At 66.0% G+C, this 25521-nt stretch carries 23 protein-coding genes; 12 read left to right on the forward strand and 11 right to left on the reverse strand.

Translation table 11 applies throughout. The annotated features are described in order from the left end of the window. Positions 1 to 101: 101 nt before the first annotated feature. The 3 genes from OVA31_RS06490 (at position 102) to OVA31_RS06500 (ending at position 3847) form a co-directional block, all read left to right on the forward strand. Complete coding sequence (locus OVA31_RS06490; protein WP_267630278.1) at positions 102 to 1250, forward strand: acyl-CoA dehydrogenase family protein; 1149 nt, start codon at positions 102 to 104, stop codon at positions 1248 to 1250. Beyond that, positions 1247 to 2812, forward strand: coding sequence for a long-chain-fatty-acid--CoA ligase (locus OVA31_RS06495; protein ID WP_267630279.1), 1566 nt, complete (start codon positions 1247 to 1249; stop codon positions 2810 to 2812). Before OVA31_RS06490 ends, OVA31_RS06495 begins: the two co-directional genes overlap by 4 nt. A 96-nt stretch (positions 2813 to 2908) precedes the next feature. Then, positions 2909 to 3847 carry a hypothetical protein gene (locus OVA31_RS06500; protein WP_324290193.1) on the forward strand — a complete coding sequence of 313 codons (939 nt, stop codon included), beginning with the start codon at positions 2909 to 2911 and terminating at the stop codon, positions 3845 to 3847. Between the two features lie 76 nt (positions 3848 to 3923). Here OVA31_RS06500 and OVA31_RS06505 read toward each other — a convergent pair whose 3' ends face one another. Both OVA31_RS06505 and OVA31_RS06510 read right to left on the reverse strand, forming a co-directional pair. Continuing rightward, complete coding sequence (locus OVA31_RS06505; protein ID WP_267630280.1) at positions 3924 to 5072, reverse strand: NAD(P)H-dependent flavin oxidoreductase; 1149 nt, start codon at positions 5070 to 5072, stop codon at positions 3924 to 3926. A gap of 1 nt (position 5073) precedes the next feature. Then, the gene (locus tag OVA31_RS06510) at positions 5074 to 6717 is read right to left on the reverse strand and encodes an acyl-CoA synthetase (RefSeq protein WP_267630281.1); all 1644 of its coding nucleotides are present in this window, start codon (positions 6715 to 6717) and stop codon (positions 5074 to 5076) included. A 71-nt stretch (positions 6718 to 6788) separates the two neighbouring features. Here OVA31_RS06510 and OVA31_RS06515 point away from each other — a divergent pair, with 71 nt between their 5' ends. Further along, positions 6789 to 7610 (forward strand): crotonase/enoyl-CoA hydratase family protein, encoded by an 822-nt coding sequence (locus OVA31_RS06515; protein WP_267630282.1) that lies wholly within the window; start codon positions 6789 to 6791, stop codon positions 7608 to 7610. A 50-nt stretch (positions 7611 to 7660) separates the two neighbouring features. On the opposite strand, the gene OVA31_RS06520 is transcribed toward OVA31_RS06515, so the two are convergent. The 3 genes from OVA31_RS06520 to OVA31_RS06530 all read right to left on the reverse strand — a co-directional run bounded on the left by OVA31_RS06520 (position 7661) and on the right by OVA31_RS06530 (position 10942). Beyond that, positions 7661 to 9076, reverse strand: a complete 1416-nt coding sequence (locus tag OVA31_RS06520; RefSeq protein WP_267630283.1) for a cytochrome P450 — start codon at positions 9074 to 9076, stop codon at positions 7661 to 7663. 62 nt (positions 9077 to 9138) lie between these two features. Continuing rightward, positions 9139 to 9618 (reverse strand): TetR family transcriptional regulator, encoded by a 480-nt coding sequence (locus OVA31_RS06525; protein ID WP_267630284.1) that lies wholly within the window; start codon positions 9616 to 9618, stop codon positions 9139 to 9141. A 286-nt stretch (positions 9619 to 9904) separates the two neighbouring features. After that, a complete protein-coding gene (locus OVA31_RS06530; protein ID WP_267630285.1) occupies positions 9905 to 10942 on the reverse strand; it encodes an LLM class F420-dependent oxidoreductase in 1038 nt (345 codons plus the stop codon). A 92-nt stretch (positions 10943 to 11034) separates the two neighbouring features. Here OVA31_RS06530 and OVA31_RS06535 point away from each other — a divergent pair, with 92 nt between their 5' ends. The 3 genes from OVA31_RS06535 to OVA31_RS06545 are packed head-to-tail and all read left to right on the forward strand — an operon-like array spanning position 11035 to position 14339. Further along, a complete protein-coding gene (locus OVA31_RS06535) occupies positions 11035 to 12069 on the forward strand; it encodes a Zn-ribbon domain-containing OB-fold protein (protein ID WP_267630286.1) in 1035 nt (344 codons plus the stop codon). A 42-nt stretch (positions 12070 to 12111) separates the two neighbouring features. Further along, complete coding sequence (locus OVA31_RS06540) at positions 12112 to 13161, forward strand: thiolase domain-containing protein (protein ID WP_267630287.1); 1050 nt, start codon at positions 12112 to 12114, stop codon at positions 13159 to 13161. After that, entirely contained in the window at positions 13161 to 14339 is a 1179-nt protein-coding gene (locus OVA31_RS06545; RefSeq protein ID WP_267630288.1) for a thiolase domain-containing protein, read from the forward strand. The genes OVA31_RS06540 and OVA31_RS06545 overlap by 1 nt, the downstream gene beginning before the upstream one ends. A 127-nt stretch (positions 14340 to 14466) precedes the next feature. On the opposite strand, the gene OVA31_RS06550 is transcribed toward OVA31_RS06545, so the two are convergent. From OVA31_RS06550 to OVA31_RS06560, 3 genes are all read right to left on the reverse strand, one after another. Then, complete coding sequence (locus tag OVA31_RS06550) at positions 14467 to 15015, reverse strand: carboxymuconolactone decarboxylase family protein (RefSeq protein WP_267630289.1); 549 nt, start codon at positions 15013 to 15015, stop codon at positions 14467 to 14469. Positions 15016 to 15141: 126 nt separating this feature from the next. Then, positions 15142 to 15603 carry a nuclear transport factor 2 family protein gene (locus OVA31_RS06555; RefSeq protein WP_267630290.1) on the reverse strand — a complete coding sequence of 154 codons (462 nt, stop codon included), beginning with the start codon at positions 15601 to 15603 and terminating at the stop codon, positions 15142 to 15144. Further along, positions 15600 to 16889 (reverse strand): cytochrome P450, encoded by a 1290-nt coding sequence (locus OVA31_RS06560; RefSeq protein ID WP_420714148.1) that lies wholly within the window; start codon positions 16887 to 16889, stop codon positions 15600 to 15602. The genes OVA31_RS06555 and OVA31_RS06560 overlap by 4 nt, the downstream gene beginning before the upstream one ends. A 339-nt stretch (positions 16890 to 17228) precedes the next feature. On the opposite strand from OVA31_RS06560, the gene OVA31_RS06565 reads away from it, so the two are divergent. Both OVA31_RS06565 and OVA31_RS06570 read left to right on the forward strand, forming a co-directional pair. Beyond that, a complete protein-coding gene (locus OVA31_RS06565) occupies positions 17229 to 18392 on the forward strand; it encodes a steroid 3-ketoacyl-CoA thiolase (RefSeq protein WP_267630291.1) in 1164 nt (387 codons plus the stop codon). Beyond that, complete coding sequence (locus OVA31_RS06570) at positions 18392 to 18880, forward strand: nitroreductase family deazaflavin-dependent oxidoreductase (RefSeq protein ID WP_267630292.1); 489 nt, start codon at positions 18392 to 18394, stop codon at positions 18878 to 18880. The genes OVA31_RS06565 and OVA31_RS06570 overlap by 1 nt, the downstream gene beginning before the upstream one ends. Here OVA31_RS06570 and OVA31_RS06575 read toward each other — a convergent pair. After that, entirely contained in the window at positions 18861 to 19514 is a 654-nt protein-coding gene (locus tag OVA31_RS06575; RefSeq protein WP_267630293.1) for a TetR/AcrR family transcriptional regulator, read from the reverse strand. The genes OVA31_RS06570 and OVA31_RS06575 overlap by 20 nt on opposite strands. Positions 19515 to 19703: 189 nt before the next feature. On the opposite strand from OVA31_RS06575, the gene OVA31_RS06580 reads away from it, so the two are divergent. Then, positions 19704 to 20960, forward strand: coding sequence for a cytochrome P450 (locus tag OVA31_RS06580; protein WP_267630294.1), 1257 nt, complete (start codon positions 19704 to 19706; stop codon positions 20958 to 20960). Between the two features lie 114 nt (positions 20961 to 21074). Beyond that, the gene (locus OVA31_RS06585; protein ID WP_267630295.1) at positions 21075 to 22319 is read left to right on the forward strand and encodes a cytochrome P450; all 1245 of its coding nucleotides are present in this window, start codon (positions 21075 to 21077) and stop codon (positions 22317 to 22319) included. A gap of 160 nt (positions 22320 to 22479) precedes the next feature. Here OVA31_RS06585 and fadD8 read toward each other — a convergent pair whose 3' ends face one another. Then, a complete protein-coding gene (gene fadD8 / locus OVA31_RS06590) occupies positions 22480 to 24120 on the reverse strand; it encodes a fatty-acid--CoA ligase FadD8 (RefSeq protein WP_267630296.1) in 1641 nt (546 codons plus the stop codon). 183 nt (positions 24121 to 24303) lie between these two features. Between fadD8 and OVA31_RS06595 the strand changes: the two genes are divergently transcribed. After that, on the forward strand, positions 24304 to 24957 hold the full coding sequence (locus OVA31_RS06595; protein ID WP_267630297.1) for a GNAT family N-acetyltransferase: 654 nt from the start codon (positions 24304 to 24306) through the stop codon (positions 24955 to 24957). A gap of 183 nt (positions 24958 to 25140) precedes the next feature. On the opposite strand, the gene OVA31_RS06600 is transcribed toward OVA31_RS06595, so the two are convergent. After that, positions 25141 to 25521, reverse strand: coding sequence for a hypothetical protein (locus OVA31_RS06600; RefSeq protein ID WP_267630298.1), 381 nt, complete (start codon positions 25519 to 25521; stop codon positions 25141 to 25143).

Here is a 25521-nt window from a genome sequence, read left to right on the forward strand (position 1 = left end):
CGCTGGTCGAGTAGCCGCCCCGCCAACCGCTGGTCGAGTGGCCGCGACGAAGGAGCGGCGTATCGAGACCACCACCCACCACCGAAAGCAGCGCACGAACAATGGATTTCACACTTCCCGAATCCGGCGAGGACGTCCGCGGGCTCGCACGCGACATCGCCACCAAGATCAGCACGCCCGAGCGGGTGGCCGACCTCGAGACCGCCGACGCATCGATCGACGCCGACCTCTGGCGCGAACTGGGCGCCGCCGGCCTGCTCGGCCTGGAGCTGTCGACCGAGCTCGCAGGTGAGCGCGGCGGCGACTTGTCCGCGATCGAGAACTCTCTCGTCGCCGAAGAACTCGGCCGGGTCCTCGCCCGCGTCCCGTTCACCGCACACGCCTGCGCCGCGCTCCCTGTCATCGCGACCCGGGGCACCGCCACGCTGCGCGAGTCCGTCGTCGTCCCGGGAGCCGGCGGAGACATCGTCGTCACTGTCGCGTTCGAGGAGGACCTCGGCACCGACGTGACGGCACCGATCACCGGCGTGACACGGGCAGGCGACCGTCTCACCCTCACCGGCACCAAGGTCAATGTGCCCTATGCGGGCGTCGCGAACACGTTCGTGGTCAATGCGATCGGGCCCGACGGTCCGGTCGCCGTCGTCGTGCCCGCCGACGATCCCGGAGTGGAGATCACCGCCACTTCGTCGACGGGCAGGATCCCCACCGGCCAGATCGACCTCACCGACGTGACCGTCGACGCCGATCGCGTGCTGGACGGCGGCGTCACCGCGATTCATGACATCGCCGATCGCCTGACCATGGCGATCTGTGCGGAACAATCCGGAATCGTCTCTCGTGCACTTGAACTCACTGCTGAGTACGCGCGCGAACGGGAGCAGTTCGGTCGCGCCATCGGCTCCTTCCAGGCTGTGGCGCAGCGCCTCGCCGACGGGTACATCGACTCACAGGGCCTCTCGCTCACCACCACCCAGGCGGCGTGGATGCTCGCGAACCTGCACGGCGATGCCCCGACCGGCACCGAGACGGACCTGCGGACCGCGATCAACACCGCCAAGTTCTGGGCGACCGAGGCAGGCCACCGCGTTGCCCACACCACCGTGCACGTCCATGGTGGTGTCGGTCTGGACACGAGTCACCCGGTGCATCGATACTTCTTGCGCGCCAAGCAGAACGAGTTCACCCTAGGTTCGTCTCCGGTCGTACTCGCATCGATCGGCGCCGTGCTCGCCGACACACCGGTGTGACCCTCGCGGAACTGCTGTCCGCGCTCTCCGAGGTCGATGATCGCGGGCTTCTCCACGACGACGAGTTCGTCTCGTGGCGGTCCCACGTGGCCGCGTCGAACGCGCGGGGTGACGTTCTTCGAAATCTGTTGCCCGCAGATCGGCCACCGCACGTCGGCGTGCTCATGGAGAACTCCCCCGAGTTCAGCTACCTCCTCGGCGCCGCGGCGATGGGTGCGTTCGTCCTCGTCGGGCTGAACACCACCAGGCGCGGCGCGGGACTGGCCGCCGATATCACCCGTGCGGACTGCCAGATCGTGTTGACGGACAACCGGACACGACATCTGCTCGATGACGTGGACCTCGATGACGTGCCGGTGATCGACGTCGATGATGAGCGCTGGGTGATCTCGATACGCGACTCACTCCGTTCGCCGCTACTCGATCAGCAGGAGGGCCGCGACGAAGGAGCGGCGTATCGAGACCACGCCCCGGCCCCTGACGACCTGATGATGCTGATCTTCACCTCCGGCACCACCGGCGACCCGAAGGCCGTCCGGTGCACACAGCGAAAGTTCGCCGAGAGCGGCCGGATGCTCGCGGAGCGATTCGAGATCGGTCGCGACGACGTCGTGTATCTGGCGATGCCGATGTTCCATTCCAACGCCGTGATCGCCGGCTGGTCGGTCGCACTTGCCGGCGGCGCGTCGATCGCACTCCGTGATCGATTCTCTGCCAGTGGTTTTCTTCCCGACGTCCGTCGTCACGGCGTCACCTTCGCGAACTACGTCGGCAAGCCGCTCAACTACATCCTGTCCACGCCGCAGCGACCCGACGACGCGGCCAATACGCTCCGCATCATGTACGGCAACGAGGCGTCCGCGCGGGACCGGGTTCGGTTTGCCGAGCGGTTCGGGTGCCGCGTCGTCGACGGATTCGGCTCCACCGAGGGCGGTGTCGCAATCACGCGGACGCCGGACACTCCCCCCGATGCGTTGGGCCCGCTCCGTGCCCCGACCGCGCTGATCGATCCGCAGACCGGCGATCCGGTGGCCACCGGAGAGATCGGCGAGATCGTCAACTCCTCCGGTCCTGGACTCTTCAGCGGGTACTACAACGACCCGGATGCATCGTCAGAGCGCCTCCGCGGCGGTGTCTACCACACCGGAGACCTTGCCTGGGTCGACGACGACGGCTATCTCCACTTCGCCGGTCGTCTCGGCGACTGGCTCCGTGTGGACGGTGAGAATCTCGGTACCGGGCCGATCGAGCGCATCCTGTTGCGCCACGAACGGATCCGGCAGGTCGCGGTCTACGGGGTGCCGGTCGAGATCGGCGACGAGATCGAAGCGGTCCTCGTGGTCGACGACGAGGCCCTCGATTCCGATGGCTTCACCGAATTTCTCGAGACACAAAGCGATCTGGGGCCGAAGCAATGGCCGCACCGGGTCCGGGTGACCGACACCCTGCCGGACACGGCGACCTTCAAGACCGTCAAACGCACCCTCCGCGACGACCAGGCACCTCCCACCTGGGTCCGCGACGGTCATCGCTACCGGTCCGCAGCGGGCACCCCCAGCTGACCCGCACACAGAGAACTCCCACAAACACGCGATGCATACCGTGTTTGTGGGAGTTCTGGTAGCACAGAATTCTCGACGGACCCGATCGAGCGGCTGGTGCGTCCAATCTTCATGCATGATTTCCCCACCGGCCGTAACCGGATCACCTTTCGTCGCGACGCCCTCGCACAGGGCTTCACCGACAACCAGCTCGCACGCGCGGTGAGCGACAAACATCTCGCCAAGATCTGGCCCGGCGCATTCGTCGCGACCGCAGATCTACCGTCGGACCCCGAGCAACGTCATCGCCTGCGCTCGTCGGCTGCCTTCGATCTCAGCGGCGGCAACTTTGCGCTCAGCCATGAATCGGCGGCGCTACAACACAACCTGTCGCTCCTGAAACCTCAGTTGGATCGAGTTCATTTCGTCACCGGACTCCGGACCGGTGGACGGGTCGAGAAGCAGCGGCACCTCCACTCGGGCCACCTCGATCCAGCCGACGTGACCACAATCGACGGCCTCGCGGTGACCTCGCTCGAACGAACGGCGATCGACGTGGCGTGTGGCGGCGGGTTCGCGCAGGCCTTGGCAGTCCTCGACTCTGCCCTACGACGAGGTGCCGACCCCGAAGTTCTCGGCGAACTTCTCGAGAGCCGTCGCCGGGGGGTCACCCAGGCACGCCTGGCACTCGACCATGCTGACGCGGGCGCGGAGAACGCGGGTGAATCGTGGGGGCGCGCCCAGATCATCGCGGCCGGCCTACCGGTGCCGCGCCTCCAACACGAGTTCTTCGACACGAACGGCGACTTCGTAGCGCGAACCGACTACGACTGGGTGGGCAAGCTCGCCGCGGAGTTCGACGGCATGAAGAAATACGAACGGCATCTCCGCGCCGGGGAGACCCCGTTCGACGCCATGCGCCGCGAGAAGGAACGCGAAGACGCCCTCCGACGCCTCGGCGTCATGGTGATCCGCTGGGTGTGGGCCGACCTCCGACACCACCGGGTCGTTCCGATGGTCCGCGAATGGCTCGAGCGCGAAGGGATCGCCGCCTGACAACACGCAAAACTCCCACAAACACGCAATGCATACCGTGTTTGTGGGAGTTCTCCGTGTCTACGAGCGAGTGCCGTCAGGCAACCGGCGACGTCAGCGTCGCATTCATCCGTCCGACCGCCTGCTCGTACTCGCTCACCAGTCCCGCGATCATCTCGGCGACGGGGGTGATCTCGTTGCATCGTCCGACGATCTGACCGGCAGGCATCGCGACGACATCCGGATCGTCGGCCGCGGAGATCCGTGCATGCGCCTCCGCGACGAGCAGGTTCTGCAACGGCATGGGCAGCGGGTCTGGCGCGCCGGGCGCATCCCAGGCGTCGGTCCACTTGGTCTTCAGCAGCCGTGCGGGCTTGCCCGAGTAGATCCGACGACGCACGGTGTCGCGCGACGTCGCCTTCAGCAGCGCCTTCTGGACTGTCGACGGCCCGTCGGCGTCGGGCTCCATACCCAGTTTGTATTCGGCGGCGGTGAGCCAGTAGGTCCCCATCCACACGCCCTGCGCGCCGAGCGCGATCGCGGCGGCGATCTGACGACCGCTGCCCACACCGCCGGCGGCGAGCACCGGCGCCGAATCCTGCACGGCATCAACGAGTTCCGGCCACAGGATCATCGAGGTGACCTCGCCGGTGTGTCCGCCACCCTCGTAGCCTTGCGCGATGACGATGTCGACGCCGGCCTCCACGTGATGCAGCGCATGCTCTTTGGCGCCGGCCAGGGCCGCCACCAGCACGCCGTTGTCGTGCGACGTCTGGATCACATCGGCGGGCGGCGAGCCGAGTGCGTTGGCGATCAACTTGATCTGACCGTACTTACGCGTGTGCTCCATCGCGATGTCCACGTGGGACCGGGCCACCGAGTGCAGCCACCCCAGCACGCCGGCGTCCACCCGCTCGCCGTTCGGCAGCGGCGGGACGCCCAGGTCGTCGAGGGTGCGCTCGACGAAGGCACGATGCTCCGGCGAGATCATCGAATCGAGGTCGACCTTGCTGCCCTCGGTCGGGATCTTCGCGGGCATCACGATATCGACGCCGAACGGCTTGCCGTCGGTGTTCTCGTGCATCCACTCGAGGACCTCGTCGAGTTCCTCGGCGTCGTTGAAGCGGACACAACCGAGGACGCCGAGGCCACCCGCACGACTGATCGCGGCCGCCACGTCCTGGCTCGGGGTGAACCCGAAGATCGGGTATTCGATGCCGAATCGATCGGCGAGTTCGGTGCGCATGTCAGCTCTTCTCCGGGGCGCCGAGCGCCTCATCTACGGGACGTTCCTGGGTGATTCCGGCACCCCACCGGTAGTCGGGCTTGCCCGCAGGCGATCGCTTGATCTCGTCGACGAACCACACACTGCGGGGACACTTGTACCCGGCGAGTTCCTTGCGGACGACGTCGTTGAGGTCGGCCAGCGTGGGACGCGCATCGCCGCGGGTAGCGATCACCGCGGCCACCCGCTGACCGAACCGGTCGTCGGGAACACCGACGACGACGGTGTCGAACACGTCCGGATGGGCCTTCAGAGCGCCCTCCACCTCCTCGGGGAACACCTTCTCGCCGCCGGTGTTGATGGACACCGAACCGCGACCCAGCATCGTGATGCTGCCGTCGGCCTCGAGCTGGGCCGAGTCGCCGGGAAGTGAATACCGAACGCCGTTGAACTCCCTAAAGGTCTTCGCCGACTTCTCCGGATCGTTGTGATAGCGCAGCGGGATGTGCCCGGACCGCGCCAACACCCCGACCTCTCCGCTGCCCGGTTCTACCGGCGTCCCGTCCTCGCGCAGGACGTGGGTCTCGCTGTCGGCGTTCACGCGTGGTCCGCCGGTGTGCGGCGTGTCCTTGGCGACCACGCCCAGCCCACCGAAACCGGTCTCCGACGACCCGATCGCGTCGATGATCACCGCATTGGGGAAACGGTCGAGGAACTGCTCCTTGATGCTCGGCGAGAACAGGCAGGCCGACGACGCGACCGACACCACGCTGGAGAGGTCGTAGTCGTCCTTCTGATCGAGCGCCTCGATCATCGGCCGCCCCATGGCATCTCCGGTGATGAAGATGACGTTGACCCCGTGCCGCTGCACGGCCTCCCACGCGGCCGGGCCGCTGAAGTCCGGGTAGACAACGGCTTTCCCGCCGCCGAACAGTGCCTGGAACACCGCCCACTGCGAGCCACCGTGGATGAACGGCGGTATCGGGAAACGCACCAGCTGGCCACCGTCGGCGCCCGCACGGGCCAGCTGCCATTCGTCCGCCACGGGTTCGCTTGTGTACCAGTCGATGCCCCCGCCGAGAACACGCCAGACATCTTCCTGGCGCCACACCACACCCTTCGGCTTGCCGGTGGTGCCGCCGGTGTAGAGCATGTACAGGTCGTCCTCGGAGCGATCCTCGAAATCCCGATCCGCCGACGACTCGGCGATGGCGTCCTCGTAACGGATCGCGTCGCCGTAACCCGCGCAGGAGAGGTCCGCGTCGGTCCCGTCCTCGATCACGATCCGGTTCGTGATCGACGGAGAGTTGGGCAACGTGTTGCACACGCGCTCGCAGTACTGGCGCTCGTGGATCAGCACCGACATCCCCGAGTCGGTGAAGATGTGCTCGAGCTCCGCCTCCACGTAGCGGAAATTGACGTTGACCATCACCGCGCGGGCCTTGAAGATGGCGACCATCGCCTCGACGGATTCGATGGTGTTCCTGCTGTACAGCCCCACCCGGTCGCCCGGCTGCACGCCGAGATCACGAAGCTTGTGGGCGAGCGCGTTGGACCGCGCCTCCAGTTCGGTATAGGTCCGGGACTCGTCACCCGAGACGAGGGCTGTTCGTTCGGGCATGAGATCGACCGCATGCTCGATGAGGTCGGCAATCGTATAGGCCATGGCATCAAAATTAGAACGTGTTATCGTTTTGGGCAAGCAGCAATCACGTACTGGATTCGCGAGGGACGACGATGACGACATTTGCCGGTTCCGACACCACCACCGACCGAGGGCCGGACTGCCTCGTCGAGAAGCGCGGACACGTTCTGATCGTGACGATGAATCGTCCGGAGGCACGTAACGCGCTGTCGGCCGAGATGATGCGGATCATGGTCGAGGCCTGGGATCAGGTCGACAACGATCCGGATATCCGGGTGGCCGTCCTGACGGGTGCCGGCGGCGCCTTCTGTGCGGGCATGGACCTCAAGGCGATGAACCAGAACTCCCCCGGCGACACCGCCGATTCGGGTTCGTGGAATCCGGCGAGCCTGCCCGCCCTGCTCAAGGGCCGCCGTCTCACCAAGCCGTTGATCGCCGCCGTCGAGGGGGCCGCCATCGCAGGCGGTACGGAGATCCTGCAGGGCACCGACATCCGGGTGGCCGGCGAGAAGGCCAAATTCGGTGTCGCCGAGGCTCGCTGGGGGTTGTTCCCGCTCGGCGGCAGCGCAGTTCGACTGCCGCGTCAGATCCCGTACACCATCGCGGCGGATCTCCTTCTGACCGGCAGGCACATCACCGCCGCCGAGGCCAAGGAGTACGGCCTCATCGGATATGTGGTGCCCGACGGTTCGGCGCTCGACAAGGCACTCGAGATCGCCGACACCATCGCGGCCAACGGCCCGCTCGCGGTCCAGGCGATCCTCAAGACCATGCGCGACACCGAGGGCATGCACGAGCTCGACGCCTTCGAGATCGAGTCCAAGCTCGGCATCTCGGTCTTCAAGAGCAAGGACGCCAAGATCGGCCCGAAGGCCTTCGCCAACAAGGAGAAGCCGGTCTTCACCGGCGAATGAGACGATTTCGTAGCAATAATCCGCGGCACACGCGGATTATTGCTACGAAATCATGTGTTGAGCGCCAACTGCCTTCGCGGCTCGAGACCGAGCTCGAAGTCCCGCGGCACCATCGTGAGCCGTTCGTCGACGGCGAGTTCGTAGTCGGGATCGCCGGTCAGGTCGTACCGATGAAGCAGGCACGCCAGGACCAATACCGCCTCGTGGATCGCGAACTGCCGGCCGATGCACGCCCGCAGGCCGCTGCCGAAGGGTTTGTAACTGTGCGCGGGACGTTGTTTGACGTTCGCCGGTAGGAACCGATCCGGATCGTAGACGTCGGGGTTCTCCCAGACGGCAGGATCGCGGTGCACTTGACCGAGCACGATCACCGCCCAGTCCTCCGGCCGCATCCGGTACCGATCCGCGAGCATCGCCTCCGACCGCGGGCTCCGTGCGAACGCAGGCACCGTGGGCCAGATCCGGAGCGCCTCGTCGAGACATCGGCGGATGTAGCGGAATTTCGGCACCTGCCCGAAGGTCGGCGTCGCGCGAGGATCGGCGCCGAGGATCTCATCGGCCTCACGCTGCGCTGCCGCCAGCACCTCCGGATTCCGGGACAGGTAGTAGAGGGTGAATGACAATGCACCCGAGGTGGTTTCGTGTCCCGCCACCAGGAAGGTCAGGATCTGATAACGGATGTTCAACGGAGACAGCCGCTCTCCGGTTTCCGGATGCGACACGTTCAGCATGATCCCGAGCAGATCGTGCTGATCGGACGACCCGGTGCGTTCGGCTATCAGGTCGTCGAGGAGCCGATCCACATATGCCTGCTGGTCGGCGTTGCGATGGTCCAGGTAGCGTCCGAGCAACCGACCACCCGGCGCGGTCAACAGTCCCCCCTTGCGCCGGCCCGTCTCCAGCGCACGGATCATCGCCCCCACGAACGGATGCGGCTGCGACGTGGTGAACGAACCGAAGTCGTGACTGAACGCGGCACGGCTGAGCGTCTCCATGGTCAGCTTGGTCATCGACCGGGTGACGTCCACCGGTCCGCTCTGCCGGTCCCAGTAGTCGAACAGCTCCCCGGCCGTCTCCAGCATCGTCGGGTGATACGACTGCATGGCCGACTTCGTGAAGGCCGGCATCAGGAGTTCATGTGCGAGCTGCCAATTCGGCTCGTCGTTATGGGCGGTGAACAGACCGTCGCCTGCGTACTGGCGGAGTGCGGTGATGGCAGGCGGTAGCGCCTTGCAGAAGCGCGACTCGTCGCACAATTCGGCCGCAAGCGCGACATTCGAGACGAACACGAAGTTCTGCCGGAAGATTCGCATCTCGTAGATCGGCCCGAGGTCGGCTCCCCACTCGAGAAGACTCAGCAGGGGATGTCGAGGGTCGGACACGCCGAGATCGCCGATGAAGGGTTTGCGCCGGCCGGCGTGCGGAAATGACTGCCCCGACCAATCGTTCTTCAGTTTCCTGCCCACGGTTCGACGATGCGCGCGCCGACAACGGATGTCAATCCGCCCATGGGTGGACATTTGCGACGTCAGCGCCTGCTCGCCGCATCCGCTCCGACCGCGACGGCCGGTGCGACCCAACGGCGCAGGTAGCACCGCAGACTCTCCCCCGTCCGGGGCGGCTCGCCGGGATCGACGATGAAGGATTGCAAAGTCCGCAACATGAACTCGACCAATTCGTCGAGATCAGCGTCGCTCCAACCCTGGACACGCCAATCCACGCCGACCTCGTCGAGGATCGATCGCCCGAGTCCGATGGCCTCCGGCGAGGTGACCTCGTCGAGATACCGAGATCTGCCGGTGGCGTTGAACAGCAGGGCGAAACGTTGGTCGGCACGCAGTTGCTCGATCGTGATGGCGATCCCCTCGACCACCGCGTCGACCGGGCATGCGGTCTCACGCAACGCCGTCGAGAGTTCCAGAAGGAACGCCGCCGCCGCCGATTCGGCCGCCGCCAACACAACCGAATCCGCGCTCGAGAAGTAGCGGTAGACGGTCTCGCGGGTCACCCCCGGAGCGCTGCGCCACACGTCGGATGCTGACCGACTCGCCACCTTCGATGAGATCGCCTGCGACTTGCACGATGCGATCGATCGCTTCGGCGTCATCGTCCGGCGCGGAGCCGTTTCGTCCGTGTGCCGGCACCGGTCTCTCCTGGTCGATCATGACTGGACAGTGTAGCCACGTAATGTGTGGTCGGCCCCCGACCTGGCCGCCCTGACGCCCTCCGACACTGCGCGTCGGCGGCAAATCACCTTGATGCCCAACATATTTCGCAAGGTCCTGCTCCGCAGATCAGACGAGAGTGGCGAGCTCGGCGATCGTCCCGGTATCTCGAGCCGTCACCAGGAGCATGCTGACCCCGGCCGCCTCCCACTGCTTGATCTGGGCGCGGACCTCGTCAGCGGTCCCGACGATCATCGTCTCCCGGACCATCTCGTCCGGCACCGCAGCCATCGCCTCGGCCTTCTTGCCTGCACGGAACAACGCGCCGATCTCGTCGACCGCGTCGCCGTACCCCATCCGGCGATAGAGCTCCGCGTGAAAGTTCTTCTCCTTGGCCCCCATCCCACCGACGTAGAGCGCCGTCGACGGCCGGTACCGCTCGATCGCGGCGGCGACGTCGTCGGTGATGACCACCTGAGCGGTCGCCGCCACCTCGAAGTCGTCACGACTGCGCCGCGCACCCGGCCGCCCGAATCCTTCGGCCAGCCATTCCTCGTACTGGTCGGCCAGACGCAGACTGTAGAAGATCGCCAGCCAGCCGTCGGCGATCTCCGCGGTCTGGGCGACGTTCTTCGGCCCCTCTGCCCCGAGCCAGATCGGGATGTCCGCGCGCAGCGGATGGGTGATCGGTTTGAGCGACTTGCCCAGTCCGCTCGATCCGGGCGCGTCGACCGGGTACGGGAGCGGGTAGTGCGGCCCCGGGTTGCGCACCGGGGCCTCGCGAGCCAGCACATCCCGCACGACCTGCACGTACTCTCGCGTTCTGGCGAGGGGCTTCGTGAACGGCTGGCCGTACCAACCCTCGACGACCTGTGGTCCCGACACCCCGAGCCCCACGATGTGGCGTCCGCCCGACAGATGGTCGAGCGTCAACGCGTGCATCGCCAGCGAGGTCGGCGGCCGCGCGGACAGTTGGGCCACCGAGGTACCCAGCTTGATACGCTCCGTCGCCGCACCCCACCACGCGAGCGGCGTGTAGGCGTCCGAACCCCACGATTCGGCCGTGAAGACCGCCTCGAAGCCTGCTTCCTCGGCTGCCGCGATCAACGCGGGCGCGTTGTCGATGGGCCCCTGCCCCCAATATCCGAGCTGTAGTCCGAGCTTCATCTGGCGTCCTCCAACGTCGCCCCGGCCACGGCGGGTCCGAGTCTGTGACATGCACCTTGTGCCTCAATACTAGAACGTGTTCTACTCGATGCGTGAGCACCAGCACAACAGCACCCCGTCCGGCCCCGGCCAGCCCCGTCGCGGCGGTACCCGAGCCGGAGTCCCCGATCCTCACCGCTCCCCTGAAGAACTCGTTCGAATACACGCGTTCGCTGGGGCCGGTACTGAGTCAGTTCGCACTCGCGTTGCGCGACGGTCGCATCGTGGGCTCGAAGAGCAGCGGCGGCACCGTCTCGGTCCCGCCCGTCGAGTTCGATCCTGCCGGCGGCGCCCCGACCACCGAGTTGGTCGACGTCGCCCCGACCGGCACCGTCGTCTCCTGGTCATGGCAGCAGGAACCGCTCGAACCCCAGCCTCTGGACAAGCCGTTCGCCTGGGCGCTCATCAAGCTCGACGGCGCCGACACGTCCTTGCTGCACGTGGTCGCCGTCGATTCCCCCGGCGACATCTCGACCGGCCTTCGGGTGCACGCGGTCTGGCGTCCGGCTCGGATCGGCCGGATCGACGACATCGCATACTTCGCTCCCGGCGAGTCCGGGGATGCCGCTCCCGCCAACGAGGCCGAGACTCCCGAGGGCGACCTCGTGGTCATGAAGACGCCGATCACCACCGAGATCGCGCACTCCGCAACCGAAGAGGAGTCCTGGTATCTCGAGGGACTCAAGGCAGGCAAACTCTACGGTTCCCGGATCGGCTCCGGCGTCGACGAGGGACGCGTGTACTTCCCGCCCCGCAAGGTCAGTCCGGCCGACGGGGCCGCGGCGGCCGAGCGGGTGGAGTTGGGCAACACCGGGATCGTCACGACGTTCTGCATCGTCAACGTGCCGTTCCAGGGACAGCGGATCAAACCCCCGTACGTGGCCGCCTACGTCTTGCTCGACGGTTCGGACATCCCGTTCCTACACCTCATCCTGGACTGTGCGGCCGACGACGTCCGAATGGGCATGCGTGTCAAGGCCGTCTGGCTTCCGGAGGACGAATGGGATCATTCGATCGGCAACATCAGCCACTTCGCTCCGACCGGTGAGCCCGATGCCGAGTACGAGACCTACCGCGATCACCTCTGATCGATCATCTGACACTTCTTCTCTGAAGAACTAGGAGCTCTTGTGACACTCCCCCGGATTGCGATCATCGGGTTCGCGCACAGCCCGAACATCGTCGGGACCCATGGCACCACCAACGGTGTCGAAATGCTGATCCCCTGTTTCCAGAAGCTGTACGCCGACATCGGCATCTCCCGCACCGACATCGAGTTCTGGTGCAGCGGATCGTCCGATTACCTTGCCGGCCGCGCATTCTCGTTCATCTCCGCAATCGACTCCATCGGGGCCATGCCGCCGATCAACGAGTCACATGTCGAGATGGACGCCGCGTGGGCGCTGTACGAGGCGTGGGTGAAGATCGCCACCGGCGAGGTCGACCTCGCACTCGCCTACGGCTTCGGCAAATCCACCGCGGGCAACATGGATCAGACCCTCGCCCTGCAGACCGACCCATACACCGTGGGGCCGCTGTGGCCCGATGCGCGCTCACTCGGCGCCCTGCAGGCCCGTGCCGGCATCGACTCGGGCGCCTGGACCGAGGCCGACATGGCCGCGGTCGCAGCGCGCACCACCGGCTCATCGGTCGACGACCTGCTCTCGGCCGACCTCGTCGCCGATCCGCTTCGCGCCCATGACATCGCGCCGTACACCGATGCCGCCGCGGCCGTGATCATCGCGAGCGAACGACGGGCCCGCGAGCTCGTCGCCAACCCGGCATTCATCACCGGGTGGGATCACCGCATCGACACACCGAACTTCGGAGCGCGAGATCTGACCGTCTCACCGTCGACGTCGCTCGCCGCCGACACGGCCTTCCGTCATCGCACGCGGGCGGTCGACGTGGCCGAGATCCATGCGCCGTTCACGCATCAGGAACTGATCGTGCGCAACGCGATCGGCCTGCCCGATTCGGTGCGGATCAATCCGTCCGGTGGCGCACTCACGGGGAACTCACTGTTCTCGGCGGGGCTTCAGCGGGTTGGCTACGCCGCCCACGAGATCCTGACCGGCCAGGCAGAGACCGCGCTGGCACACGCGACGAGCGGGCCGCTGTTGCAGCAGAACATGGTGGTCACCCTGAGCGCAGACGAGAATGCGGGAGACGAGAACTGATGGCACACAACAATCGCGCAGCGGTCCTGGGCACCGGCCAGACCAAGTACGTCGCCAAGCGCCACGACGTGACGATGGCGGGCATGTGCCGCGAGGCCATCGACGCCGCCCTGGCGGACGCGAAGGTCTCCATCGACGACATCGATGCGATCGTGATCGGCAAGGCGCCCGACCTGTTCGAGGGCTCGATGATGCCCGAACTGGCGATGGCCGAGGCCATCGGTGCGGTGGGCAAGCGGATGATCCGTGTCCACACCGCCGGTTCGGTGGGCGGCTCCACCGCCAACGTCGCCGCGTCCCTGGTGTTCGCCGGTGTTCACCGGCGGGTCCTCGCCGTCGCCTGGGAGAAGCAGTCCGAGTCGAATGCCATGTGGGCGTTGTCGATCCCGGTTCCGTTCACCAAGCCGGTCGGCGCGGGTGCGGGCGGCTTCTTCGCGCCGCACGTCCGGTCCTACATCCGGCAGTCCGGTGCGCCGTCACATATCGGCGCCATCGTCGCGGCCAAGGACCGGCGCAACGGCTCCAAGAACCCACTGGCCCACCTGCAGCAGGCCGACATCACCAAGGAGAAGGTGATGGAGTCCCAGATGCTGTGGGACCCCATCCGTTACGACGAGACGTGCCCGTCGTCGGACGGCGCGTGTGCAGTGGTGATCGGCGACGAGCAGGCCGCCGACGACGCCGTCACCGCGGGTGATCCGGTGGCCTGGATTCACGCCACGGCGATGCGCACCGAACCGCTCTCCTACGCCCACCGCAACGTCGTGAGCCCGCAGGCCGGCCGCGATGCGGCCGCGGCGCTGTGGAAGTCGGGCGGGATCAGCAATCCACTCCAGGAGATCGACGCGGCCGAGATCTACGTGCCGTTCTCCTGGTTCGAACCGATGTGGCTGGAGAATCTCGGGTTCGTCGGCGAGGGCGAGGGCTGGAAGCTCACCGAGGCAGGCGAGACCGAGATCGGCGGGCAGCTGCCGGTCAACGCATCCGGTGGCGTGCTCTCGTCGAACCCGATCGGCGCGTCGGGCATGATCCGCTTCGCCGAGGCCGCCATCCAGGTGATGAACAAGGCGGGCGATCATCAGGTGCCCGACGCCCGCAAGGCGCTCGGCCACGCGTATGGCGGTGGATCGCAGTACTTCTCGATGTGGCTGGTGGGCGCGGACAAGCCCGCTCACTGACCCGGGCACCCGCCGACAGCAACACGAATTTCGTCGACAGCAACCGACCTTTCGCCGACAGCAACCGCTTCACTCATCTGAGCGGTTGCTGTCGGCGAAATTCGTGTTGCTGTCGGCGTGAAAGAGGTCAGACCCTCGGCTCCGGCAGCGCGCACGCCGCACCGTCGGACATACCCGTCGGGCGGACGCCGAGCGACTGGTTGAGCCGCGCACGCTGGTTCTCCCACGCGATGGTCGCCGCGAGTTCGGCGATCTGACCCTTCGACAGCTCGCGGGACAGCTGATCCCGCAGTTCCGCCAGGTCGTCGCCGACGGCCGGCGTCACCGTCATCGCCTCGGCGTAAGCGAGTACCGATTTCTCCAGATCCGTGTAGGCATCGCTCGTCCGGAAATTCGGGAGGTCGCGCATCTGCTGCTCGGTGACCCCGGCGCCGCGTGCCAGCGCAGACCCGATGTCGAGACAGAACTCGCAACTGACGAGACCAGCGGTCTTCAGCTCTGCGAGTTCTTTGAGCTTCGGGTCGAGGCGGTTGCTGAACAGCAGCGCCGATTCGTAGACGCCGGTGGCCGCGAGTAGTTGCGGTCGGCGCCCGAGCCACCCGGCCAGGTCACCACGATGTCGCTTCGACGACCCAAAGGCGTTGACGTAACCACGGATACGCTCGATTGCACGCATTGCTCCACCTTCGCAGCAGCTGGTGTGGGGCAATGCGGTAAAACGAATCCACCCCACCTCTCGTCATCTACCTTCGTCCGAGACGAGGTGGAAAACAAGAGATGGGGTGGAAAAGTGGCGTCCGCCTCAGGCAGGCCGGACCGACTTGATCGTCTTCTCGACTTCCCAGAAGGCCCGCAGCGCACTCAGTTTCCCGTCGGCGTCGGCACGGTAGGTGAACACCCCGTGCGCCTCGGAGACGTGCCCGGCAATGTGGGTGACGATCTTGCCGACGTAGGCGACCTCATTGCCACAGATGATCTCGTCGTCGAAGACGAACTCGATGCTCTCCGTGGTCGCGATCGACTTGTCCCAGAACTCCGCGATCTCTTCATGACCGTGGAATCCCTTACCTTCGGGATCGAACATCGACGGCCCGACCGGATCCTCCACCGACCCCTCAGCGGCGAAGTTGTCCAACCACGCCTGCTTGTCGCGTGCCGCGACCAGTTCACGTGATCGCCGACCCGCCACGACCGCGGGATGATTCTCGCGGTCGATGTTGAGGTAGGCGGGCGAGTCGTTGAGTCCGGTCTCCTGTGCCGTCATTTGACGCCGTAGTCGACCCGGAGTTCCTTGACACCGTTGATCCATCCGTGACGGAGACGACGCGGGGACTCGAGGCGGCTGATGTCCGGGACCAGGTCGGCCAGCGCGTTGAACATCAGGTTGATCTCCATGCGGGCGAGGTTCGCGCCGATGCAGAAGTGCGCACCGTTGCCGCCGAAGCCGACGTGCGGATTGGGATCGCGCAGGATGTTGAACGTGAACGGATCCTCGAAGACGTCCTCGTCGTAGTTCGCCGAGCCGTAGAACATGCCGACGCGCTGGCCCTCCTTGATGTCGACCCCACCGATCTGGGTGTCGCGCTTGGCCGTGCGCTGGAAGGTGTTCACCGGAGTCGCCCACCGGACGATCTCGTCGACGGCGGTGGCAGGCCGCTCCTTCTTGAACAGCTCCCACTGGTCGGGGTGCTCGAGGAAGGCGTTCATGCCGTGGCTGATCGCGTTACGCGTGGTCTCGTTGCCGGCGACCGTGAGCAGGATGAAGAAGAATCCGAACTCGGCCTCGTCGAGGCTCTGGCCGTCGATGTCGGCATTCACCAGCGTCGAGACGATGTCCTCGACCGGATTCTTCCGACGCTCCTCGGCCATGTTGTAGCCGTAACCGAGGATCTCGGCGGAGGCCATCTGCGGGTCCGCCTCGAAGTCCGGGTCGTCGTAGTTCATCATCGCGTTCGACCAGTCGAACAGCTTCTCGCGGTCCACCTCGGGAACGCCGAGCAGGTCGGCGATCGCCAGCAGCGGCAGATCGACGGCGACGTCCTCGACGAAGTCTCCCGTACCCTTCTCGGCGGCCTTGCCGACGATGGTGCGGGCCGCGGTGTCGAGCTTGTCCTCGAGCGCCTGCACGGCACGCGGGGTGAAGGCCTTCGACACCAGCTTGCGCAGGCGGGTGTGATCCGGCGGATCGTGGTTGATCAGCAGCGCCTTGGTGACGTCGAGCTGCTCCTGGGTCATGTCGTCTTCGAACCGCATGATGACGCCGTCCTTTGCGGTCGACCAGTCATCGTTGTTCTTCGAGATCTCCCGGATATGGGCGTGCTTGGAGATCACCCAGTACCCGCCGTCGTGGAAGCCCCCACCCTTCCCCGGAAGCTGGGCATTCCACCACACCGGAGCCGTCTTGCGGAGTTGAGCGAATTCCTGGACCGGAATCCCCTTCTCCAGAAGGAACGGGCTGGTGAAGTCCCAGCCTTCCTCCTCCATGAACGAACTATTCGCCGCAGCGCCCCCGATATCGGCGCCGGCTGTCGCACCCTGAGCCTGGGTCACGTCACACCACCTCGCTGTGAGATTAGAACCTGTTTCAATCCCATTAGAGCACACTGTGACCCAAAAGACAGTCCCCAACGAGAACTTGTTCTAGTTTTGCTCGCCGGACAGGCCCGCGAGGTGGGAAAATGCTACCAATATTCATTGCAACATCGAGGACGAGGGGCCGGTCACGAGGTCAGAGCGGGCAGACATCCTGCCCGCGACCACCCAACACCCTTCCGGCAGAACGCGTTCTGACCACCGCTGTGGCCACAAGGCGCCCGGCCGTAGACGCGAATAGGAACTTGTTCTACTTTGAGGAGGTCGAAGTAGAACAGACCTGAAGAGGAGTTTGGCATGGGTGTGCCGGTTATCGTCGAGGCAGCGCGGACGCCGATCGGCAAGCGAGCCGGGTGGTTGTCCGGCCTGCATGCCGAGGAGCTCTTGGGGCTCGCGCAGAGCGGCCTGATCGCCAAGGCCGGCATCGATCCGGGCATCGTCGAGCAGGTGATCGGCGGCTGTGTGACCCAGGCCGGGGCGCAGGCGGGCAACATCACCCGCAAGGCATGGTTGTCGGCGGGTCTTCCGGAGCACGCAGGCGCCACCACCATCGACTGCCAGTGCGGGTCGGCGCAGCAGGCCAACCACCTCATCGCGGGACTCATCGCCACCGATGCGATCGACGTGGGCATCGCGTGCGGAATCGAGATGATGTCGATGGTCCCCCTCGGAGCGAACGTCGGCACCGACGCCGGTCCGTATCACGCGGATTCCTGGGCGGTCGACATGCCGAACCAGTTCGAGGCGGCCGAGCGCATCGCAGCACGACGCGGCATCACCCGGGCCGACGTGGACGCCCTCGGCGAGCGCAGCCAACGGCTCGCCAAGCAGGCGTGGGACGAGGGACGGTTCGACCGTGAGGTGTTGGCACTCAAGGCGCCGGAGCGCACCAAGGAGGGCGAGCTCACCGGGAACGTCCTCGACGTCAGCCGGGATCAAGGCCTGCGGGAGACCACCCTGGAGTCGCTGGCCGGACTCAAGCCGGTCCTCGACGGCGGCATCCATACCGCGGGCACGTCGTCGCAGATCTCCGACGGCGCCGCCGCGGTTCTCATCATGGACGAGGCGAAGGCCCGGGCGCTTGGCCTGACGCCCCGTGCACGGATCAAGGCCCAGGCCCTCGTCGGCGCCGAGCCCCACTTTCACCTCGACGGGCCGGTCCAATCGACCGAACGCGTACTCGCCAAGTCGGGAATGGCGTTGTCGGACATCGATCTCGTCGAGATCAACGAGGCCTTCGCCTCGGTGGTGCTCAGCTGGGCCCAGGTCCACAAGGCGGACATGGACAAGGTGAACGTCAACGGAGGCGCCATCGCACTCGGACACCCGGTGGGCAGCACCGGTTCCCGGCTGCTGACCACCGCACTGCACGAACTTGAGCGCACCGACGGCCAGACGGCGCTCATCACCATGTGCGCCGGTGGTGCACTGTCCACCGGCACCATCATCGAACGCATCTGATGCCGGTCATGGATCCCAATGCACGGCCGAAACAGCTGAGCTCGCCTGCCGTGGCGTCGCTGATCAAGGTCGGCTCTCGCCTCAATGCGAAGGTGTACAAGGCCACCGGCGGGCGGCTGGGCAACACCTGGCGAATCGGCGCCGGTCTACGAAATCCCGTCCCGATGTGCCTGCTCACCACCATCGGACGTAAGTCGGGTGAACCCCGGACGGCACCGTTGCTCTACCTCCGCACGGGCGACTCGTTCGTGGTGGTCGCGTCGCAGGGCGGGTTGCCGAAGAATCCCGCGTGGTACCTCAACCTCGTCGCGAACCCCGAGGTGACCATCCAGGTGGGCAAGGAGACCTTCGACCTGCGGGCGCGTACGGCGTCGGATGCCGAACGCGACGATCTCTGGCCGCAACTCGTCGATCTCTACGCCGACTTCGACACCTATGCGGCGTGGACCGACCGGAAGATCCCGGTCGTCATCTGCGAACCGCGCTGACCCGGTCCGGCCGCGCCTCTCGTCGGGGCGCGGCCACCAGGGCACGTATCGACGCACCCATCCACACATCCAGGAACTCCCTGAGCTCCGATGCCGAGCGCCCCGGCGAGCCGGGGTCGATGACCATGGATTGCAGTGTGCGCAAAACGATTTCAACCACGACGTCGAGATCGCGGTCGGTGTAGCCCGCCCCCGCCCAGTCGACGTCCATGCGGTCGACCATCGACCGCGCGAAGACGCGGCCGATCTCCGAGGTGATCTCACCGACGACCGGCACGCTGAGCCGGTCGTCGCGGAGCAGTAGCCCGACGTAATCGTCGTCGCGGAGTTCTTCGAGCACGCCCACAACGCCTTCCACCACTGCGTCGTCGGCGGCCGTGATCCCGCGCAATCGCTCGGTCATCCGATCCAGGAGTGCGCCGACGGCGTCGAGTGCGGTTGCCGAGAGCAACACCTCGGTGCTCGCGAAGTACCGGTAGACGGTCTGCCGCGTGACGTCGAGTTCACGGGCGACATCGGCAATGCTCGTCGATGCCCCGCGCCTGTCGATGATCGTCCGGGTGGCGGCGAGAATCCGCGCGGTGGCCTCGTCGTCGTTGCGGGGCACTCGACCACCCCAACCGTGCGTCCTCATCGGCCTGCACCCGTCGACGCGATCCGGACCGGATTCATGGGAACTGACCCTACCTGCCAAGCCTGTTGTCGCGCCGAGTCGCGCGGGCGGTCGACCATACGCATAAGATTGAGATGTATGGTGTAGTGGCATCGGCCACACCGCGCGTGGTCCATCGTGACCCGCGCCGGCAAAGAGCAGGGAGAACCCATGACTGCAGCCACCAGCGGAGTCTGTCCATTCGGCGAAGGCTATGACTTCACCGATCCCGATGTGCTCGAGCAGGGCATCCCCCGCGAGGAGTTCGCACAACTCCGCCGCACCGCGCCGGTCTGGTGGAACGCGCAAGCGCCGGGCACCTCGGTGTTCACCGACGGCGGCTATTGGGCGATCACGAAGCATCGCGACATCCGCGAGATCTCGAAGCGCAGCGATGTCTGGTCGACCAACGCGAAGGGTGCCATCATCCGGCTGCCGGACTACATGACCCCCGATCAGCTCGAGTTCACCAAGGCACTCCTGGTCAATCACGACCCGCCCGAGCACACCCGTCTCCGCAAGATCGTCTCGCGCCTGTTCACGCCCAAGGCCGTGAACGCGCTCTCCGAGGTTCTCACGGATTACGCACGCGACATCGTGACGGAGGCCGCGGCGAAGAACACCGGCAACTTCGTCGACGACATCGCCATTCACCTACCGCTCCAGGCGATCCTGGATCTGATCGGCGTGGCCGAAGCCGACCGGTCACGGATCCACGTCCTGGTCGACGCCATCATCAACACCGACGATCCGGACCAGACGATCGACCCGACGATGGCCAATGCCGAACTGCTCGGCTACGCCTACAACCTCGCCGAGGAACGGCGCAAGAACCCGACCGACGATGTGGTCACGATGCTGGTCAACGCGGATATCGACGGCGAGGCCCTCGACGAGGCCGAATTCGGATTCTTCGTCATCCTGCTGATCACGGCGGGCAACGAGACCACCCGCAACGCGACCACACACGGGATGAATGCGTTTCTGGAGAACCCCGCGCAGTGGGAACGCTTCAAGCGTGACCGGCCCAGTACCGCCGTCGACGAGATCCTCCGGTGGTCGAGTCCGGTGAACGCTTTCCAACGCACCGCCCTGGTCGACACCGAGGTGAGCGGGGTGCCGATCCGGGCAGGCGAGCGTGTCGGGTTGTTCTACGGCTCGGCCAATTTCGACGAGGACGTGTTCGACGCGCCGTTCACCTTCGACGTCACTCGCGATCCGAACCCGCATCTCGCATTCGGCGGCAACGGACCGCATTTCTGCATCGGGGCCAACCTCGCCAGGCTCGAGCTCAATCTGATCTTCACCGCGATCGCCGACACCCTGCCGGACATCAGCAAGGTCGGCGACATGCGGCGCATCCGCTCCGGTTGGCTGAACGGCGTGAAGGATCTCCCGGTGCGCTACGGGGTCTGCCCGGTCTCCTGAGCCGTCACACGAGCGCCTCGCGGCGCGGCATCGCGACCATACATCGTCGAATTGGGTGTAATTTCGAGTGACGTGGGCCACACTCGGACCACTACCGCGACCCGCGAGGACGACATGACTGCATCGGCCACCCGCAAGTTCGAGGACATCGACTTCACCGATCCCGACCTGCTGGAACGCGGTCTACCGCTGGCCGAGTTCGCCGTTCGCCGCGCAACCGCGCCGGTCTGGTGGAACAAGCAGGCGCTCGGTCCCACCTATTTCGACGACGACGGGTTCTGGGTGATCAGTCGACACTCGGACATCAGGTCGATCTCGAAGGACACCGCGACGTGGTCGAACTGGGCCAAGGGCGCGGTGATGCGGGTTCCCGAACATGCGACGCGCGAGCAGCTCGAGGCATCGAGGTGCTTTCTGCTCAACATGGATCCGCCGGAGCACACCCGCATGCGCAAGATCGTGTCCCGCATGTTCACCCCACGGGCAGTGGCGTCACTCGAGGAGTCGCTGTCGGCGGCGGCACGCGAGATCGTGACATCCGCAGCCGAGAAGGGCAGCGGGAATTTCGTCGACGACATCGCAATCCACCTGCCGCTGCAGGCCATCCTCGGTCTCCTCGGCGTGCCGGCCGAAGACCATGACCGTCTCTGCGACCTCGCCGATTCGATGGTCAATCCCGATGACCCCGACTCCAAGTACGACCCGCTCACCGCCAACACCGAGATGCTCGCCTACGCGTACGCCATGGCCGAGGATCGTCGGAAGAATCCCCGCGACGACCTCGTCACCACGCTCGTCGAGGCCGACATCGACGGTCATGCACTGAGCGAGCTCGAGTTCGGTTTCTTCGTGATCCTGCTCGTCATCGCGGGCAACGAGACCACCCGGAACGCGATCTCGCACGGCGTCAACGCATTTCTCGACAATCCCGATCAGTGGGCCCGGTACCGCAGCGATCGACCGGCGAGCACCGTCGACGAGATCATTCGCTGGGCCACGCCGGTGCACTGCTTCCAGCGCACCGCGATCACCGACACCGAGGTGGCCGGCGTGCCGATCGCCGCCGGGCAGCGCGTCGGGTTGTTCTACAGCTCGGCCAATTACGACGAGACCGTGTTCGACGACCCGTTCACGTTCGACATCACGCGAGATCCCAACCCGCACCTGAGTTTCGGCGGCAACGGCGCCCACTTCTGCATCGGCGCCAACCTCGCCCGGCTCGAGATGAACCTGATGTTCGGCACCCTTGCCGACATCGTCCCGGACATGTCCAAGATCGCCGAACCACAACGTGTCCGGTCGGGCTGGCTGAACGGGGTCAAGGAACTGCGCGTCTCGTACGGCTCGCCGGTCGAGTAGCCCACCCCGCGAGGCACGAGCGTGCCCACCCGCCGGTCGAGTAGCCCGCGAGGAACGAGCGTGCGTATCGAGACCACCCCGCAACATCCGGGGTCTCGATACGTCACTCGCCTAGCGGCTCGCGACTACTCGACCGGCGGGTCGATGAAGATGACAGCCCTCAGCCGACCCCGCGCTCCGAGTTCTCCCAGAACTTCGCGCGCAGAGCCTTCTTGTCCGGCTTGCCCAGCGCGGTCAGCGGAAGCGACTCGACGAAGACGACCTGCTTCGGCGACTGCACCGCGCCCTTGCGGTCCTTCACCGACTGCTGGATCTCCTTGGTCACGAGCTCCTTGGCCTCGTCGCCCTGATCCGCGTCCCCGCGCAGCACCACGACGGCGGTGACGGCTTCACCCCACTTGTCGTCGGGAACCCCGATCACGCCGACCTGACCGACCGACGCATGCTCGGCGACAACGTCTTCCACCTCACGTGGGAACACGTTGAAGCCGCCGGTGACGATCATGTCCTTGGTGCGGTCGACGATGTACCAGAATCCGTCCTCGTCCTCACGGGCCACGTCGCCGGTACGCAGCCAGCCGTCCCGGAAGGTCTCCGCTGTCTGTTCCGGCAGACCCCAGTACCCGCCGGCCAGCAACGGCCCGGCCACGCAGATCTCGCCGGGCTCGCCCTGGGCGACCGGCTTGTCGTCGGGCCCGAGCAGCGCGGTCCGCAGGAATGCCGACGGGCGGCCGCAGCTGCTGAGCCGCCGGGTGTCCTCGCCGGGCTTCGGGTGGTCGTTCTTGCCGAGGTAGCTGATGACCATCGGCGCCTCGGACTGCCCGTAGTACTGCGCGAAGATCGGACCGAAGCGATCGATCGCCTCTGCGAGGCGAACCGGATTGATAGCCGACGCACCGTAATACACGGTTTCCAGCGACGACAGGTCGCGGGTGCGGGAGTCCGGATGATCCATCAACGCATAGAGCATCGACGGCACCAGCATCGTCGCGGTGATGCGCTCCTCCTCGATCACGCGCAACACCTCGGCTGGATCGAACTTGGCCATGACGACCATGGACCCACCCTTGATGAGCGTCGGCACGAAGAAGGCCGCGCCGGCGTGCGAGAGCGGCGTGCACATCAGGAACCGCGGGTTCTCCGGCCACTCCCACTCGGAGAGCTGGATCTGCGTCATCGTCGACATCGCACGCGCGGTGCCGATGACGCCCTTCGGCTTGCCGGTGGTGCCTCCGGTGTAGGTGATCGAGACGACGTGCTCGGGCGGCAGGTCGGCGGCGACGAGCGGCCTGGGCTGGTAGTTGGCCGCCTCCGCGATCACGTCACGGCCGTAGGCGGCGAGTTCCTCCGGGACCGGCCCCAGGGTCAGCACCTGCTTGAGGCTCTCGACACGCTCCATCAGCGCTGCGGCACGCTCGACGAACATCGGGACGGGATCGATGACGAGGGTGGTCACCCCGGCATCGGAGAGAACGTAGGCGTGGTCGTCGAGGGAGCCAAGTGGGTGCAGCGCCGTGCGGCGCCACCCCTGGGTCTGCCCGGCACCGATCACCAGCAGCACCTCCGGCCGGTTGAGAGCAAGGAGTCCGACGGTCGAGCCGGTCCCTGCCCCCATCGATTCGAATGCCTGCTGATAGCGACTGACCGCGTCGGCCATCTCGCGTCCGGTGAGCTCGGTGTCCCCGAGGAACAGCACCTTGCGGTCGGCGTGGCGGCCCAACGCGGCCACCAGCAGGTCGCCGAGGTGGGTGCCGCCCCGCAGATGGTCGAAGTCGGTCGTCGCATCCTGAACATCAGTCATGGTCATCAAGACTAGGACGTGTTACAGACCAAGGGAAGCACCGGACCCATATTTGCCGCTATGACATGGCGATATGCCGACATTGAATCCGACAACACCGACATAGAACACGTTTCATTTCTCAGCCGGTCGACGGATACGTCTCCCGCACGCGCGCGCAGCCACTGAACTACGATCATGGGCATGACCGATCTGGATCTGGCGACCACCCGCCGCGACATCACCGACGCCCTCCTGACCGCTCTGGAGCGCCGCCACGAAGTACTCGACGCCATCGTCGACGCCGAGAATCGCGCCGAGGCCGTCGCCACCATCGCCACGCTGCTCGGCAAGTCGAAGCTCGGCGCCGAGGCGATCCTCGGCATGTCTCTCGAGCAGCTCACCAAGGACGAGCGCCGGAAGAACCAGGCCGAGCTCGACGACCTGAACAACGCATTGACCTTCACCCTCGCCGAACGCCCGGCCAGCAGTGGCGACACGCTGGAACTGCGCGCCTTCACCGGTGACGACGCAGACCTGTTCAAGGTCCGTACTGAGGAGTTGAAGGTCGCGGGCGACGGTTCGGGTAGCCCGGCGGGTGACCTTTCCGACGAGATCGCGAAGGCCACCGAGCGCGTCGACAACGAGGACGCCGTCTGGCTGGTCGCCCTCGAGGGCACCACCAAGGTCGGACTGGTCTTCGGCGAACTCATCAACGGCGAGGTGGACGTCCGGATCTGGATCCACCCGGACCACCGCAAGAAGGGGTATGGCACCGCGGCCCTTCGGAAGTCTCGCTCGGAGATGGCGGCGGACTTCCCCGGCGTGCCGATGGTGGTGCGGGCGCCAAGCGCCTGAGCCCCGCCCCCGCCGATCGGGCGCACTTTCCCGCCGACCGTGCGCAGTTTCGCGCCGACCGTGCGCAGTTTCCCGCCGACCGTGCGGTCCCCACCGACAAGCGAGAGCTGGTCGGCAGCAAGACTGCACGGTCGGCGGAATTCTGTGCCCGATCGGCGAAAGGCTGCGCCCGATCGGCGCACGTCACTTACGTCGGGGCACCCCGAACCGAGCCACGATCGCCCGGATCTTGTTGTCCTCGTCGACGACGAAGGACTCGGTCACCTGCGCGGCGAGGCCGAGGGTCTTGGGACGGACGTGCACCCAGAATCGCGTCGACACCATGTGCCCGTCCACCTCGGCGGTGAAGCCACTGATGCGATGGATCAGCCGGAACTGCGGACCACGTGCGAGCCCGCGGGCGATGTGGGCCCCGTTGCGTCCGGTCTTCATGCCCATCTCGGTACGCGTGCAATCCGGATGCAGGGCGACTCCCGACGGGTCGTGACTGACCAGCGCGTCCACGTAGGCCCGCGCCGACGCGATGAGCTGCGCTTCGCGCTCGGGGCCGGCGGTCGGTGTCAC

Source organism: Gordonia sp. SL306 (assembly GCF_026625785.1).
In the GTDB taxonomy this organism is placed as follows: Bacteria; Actinomycetota; Actinomycetes; order Mycobacteriales; family Mycobacteriaceae; genus Gordonia.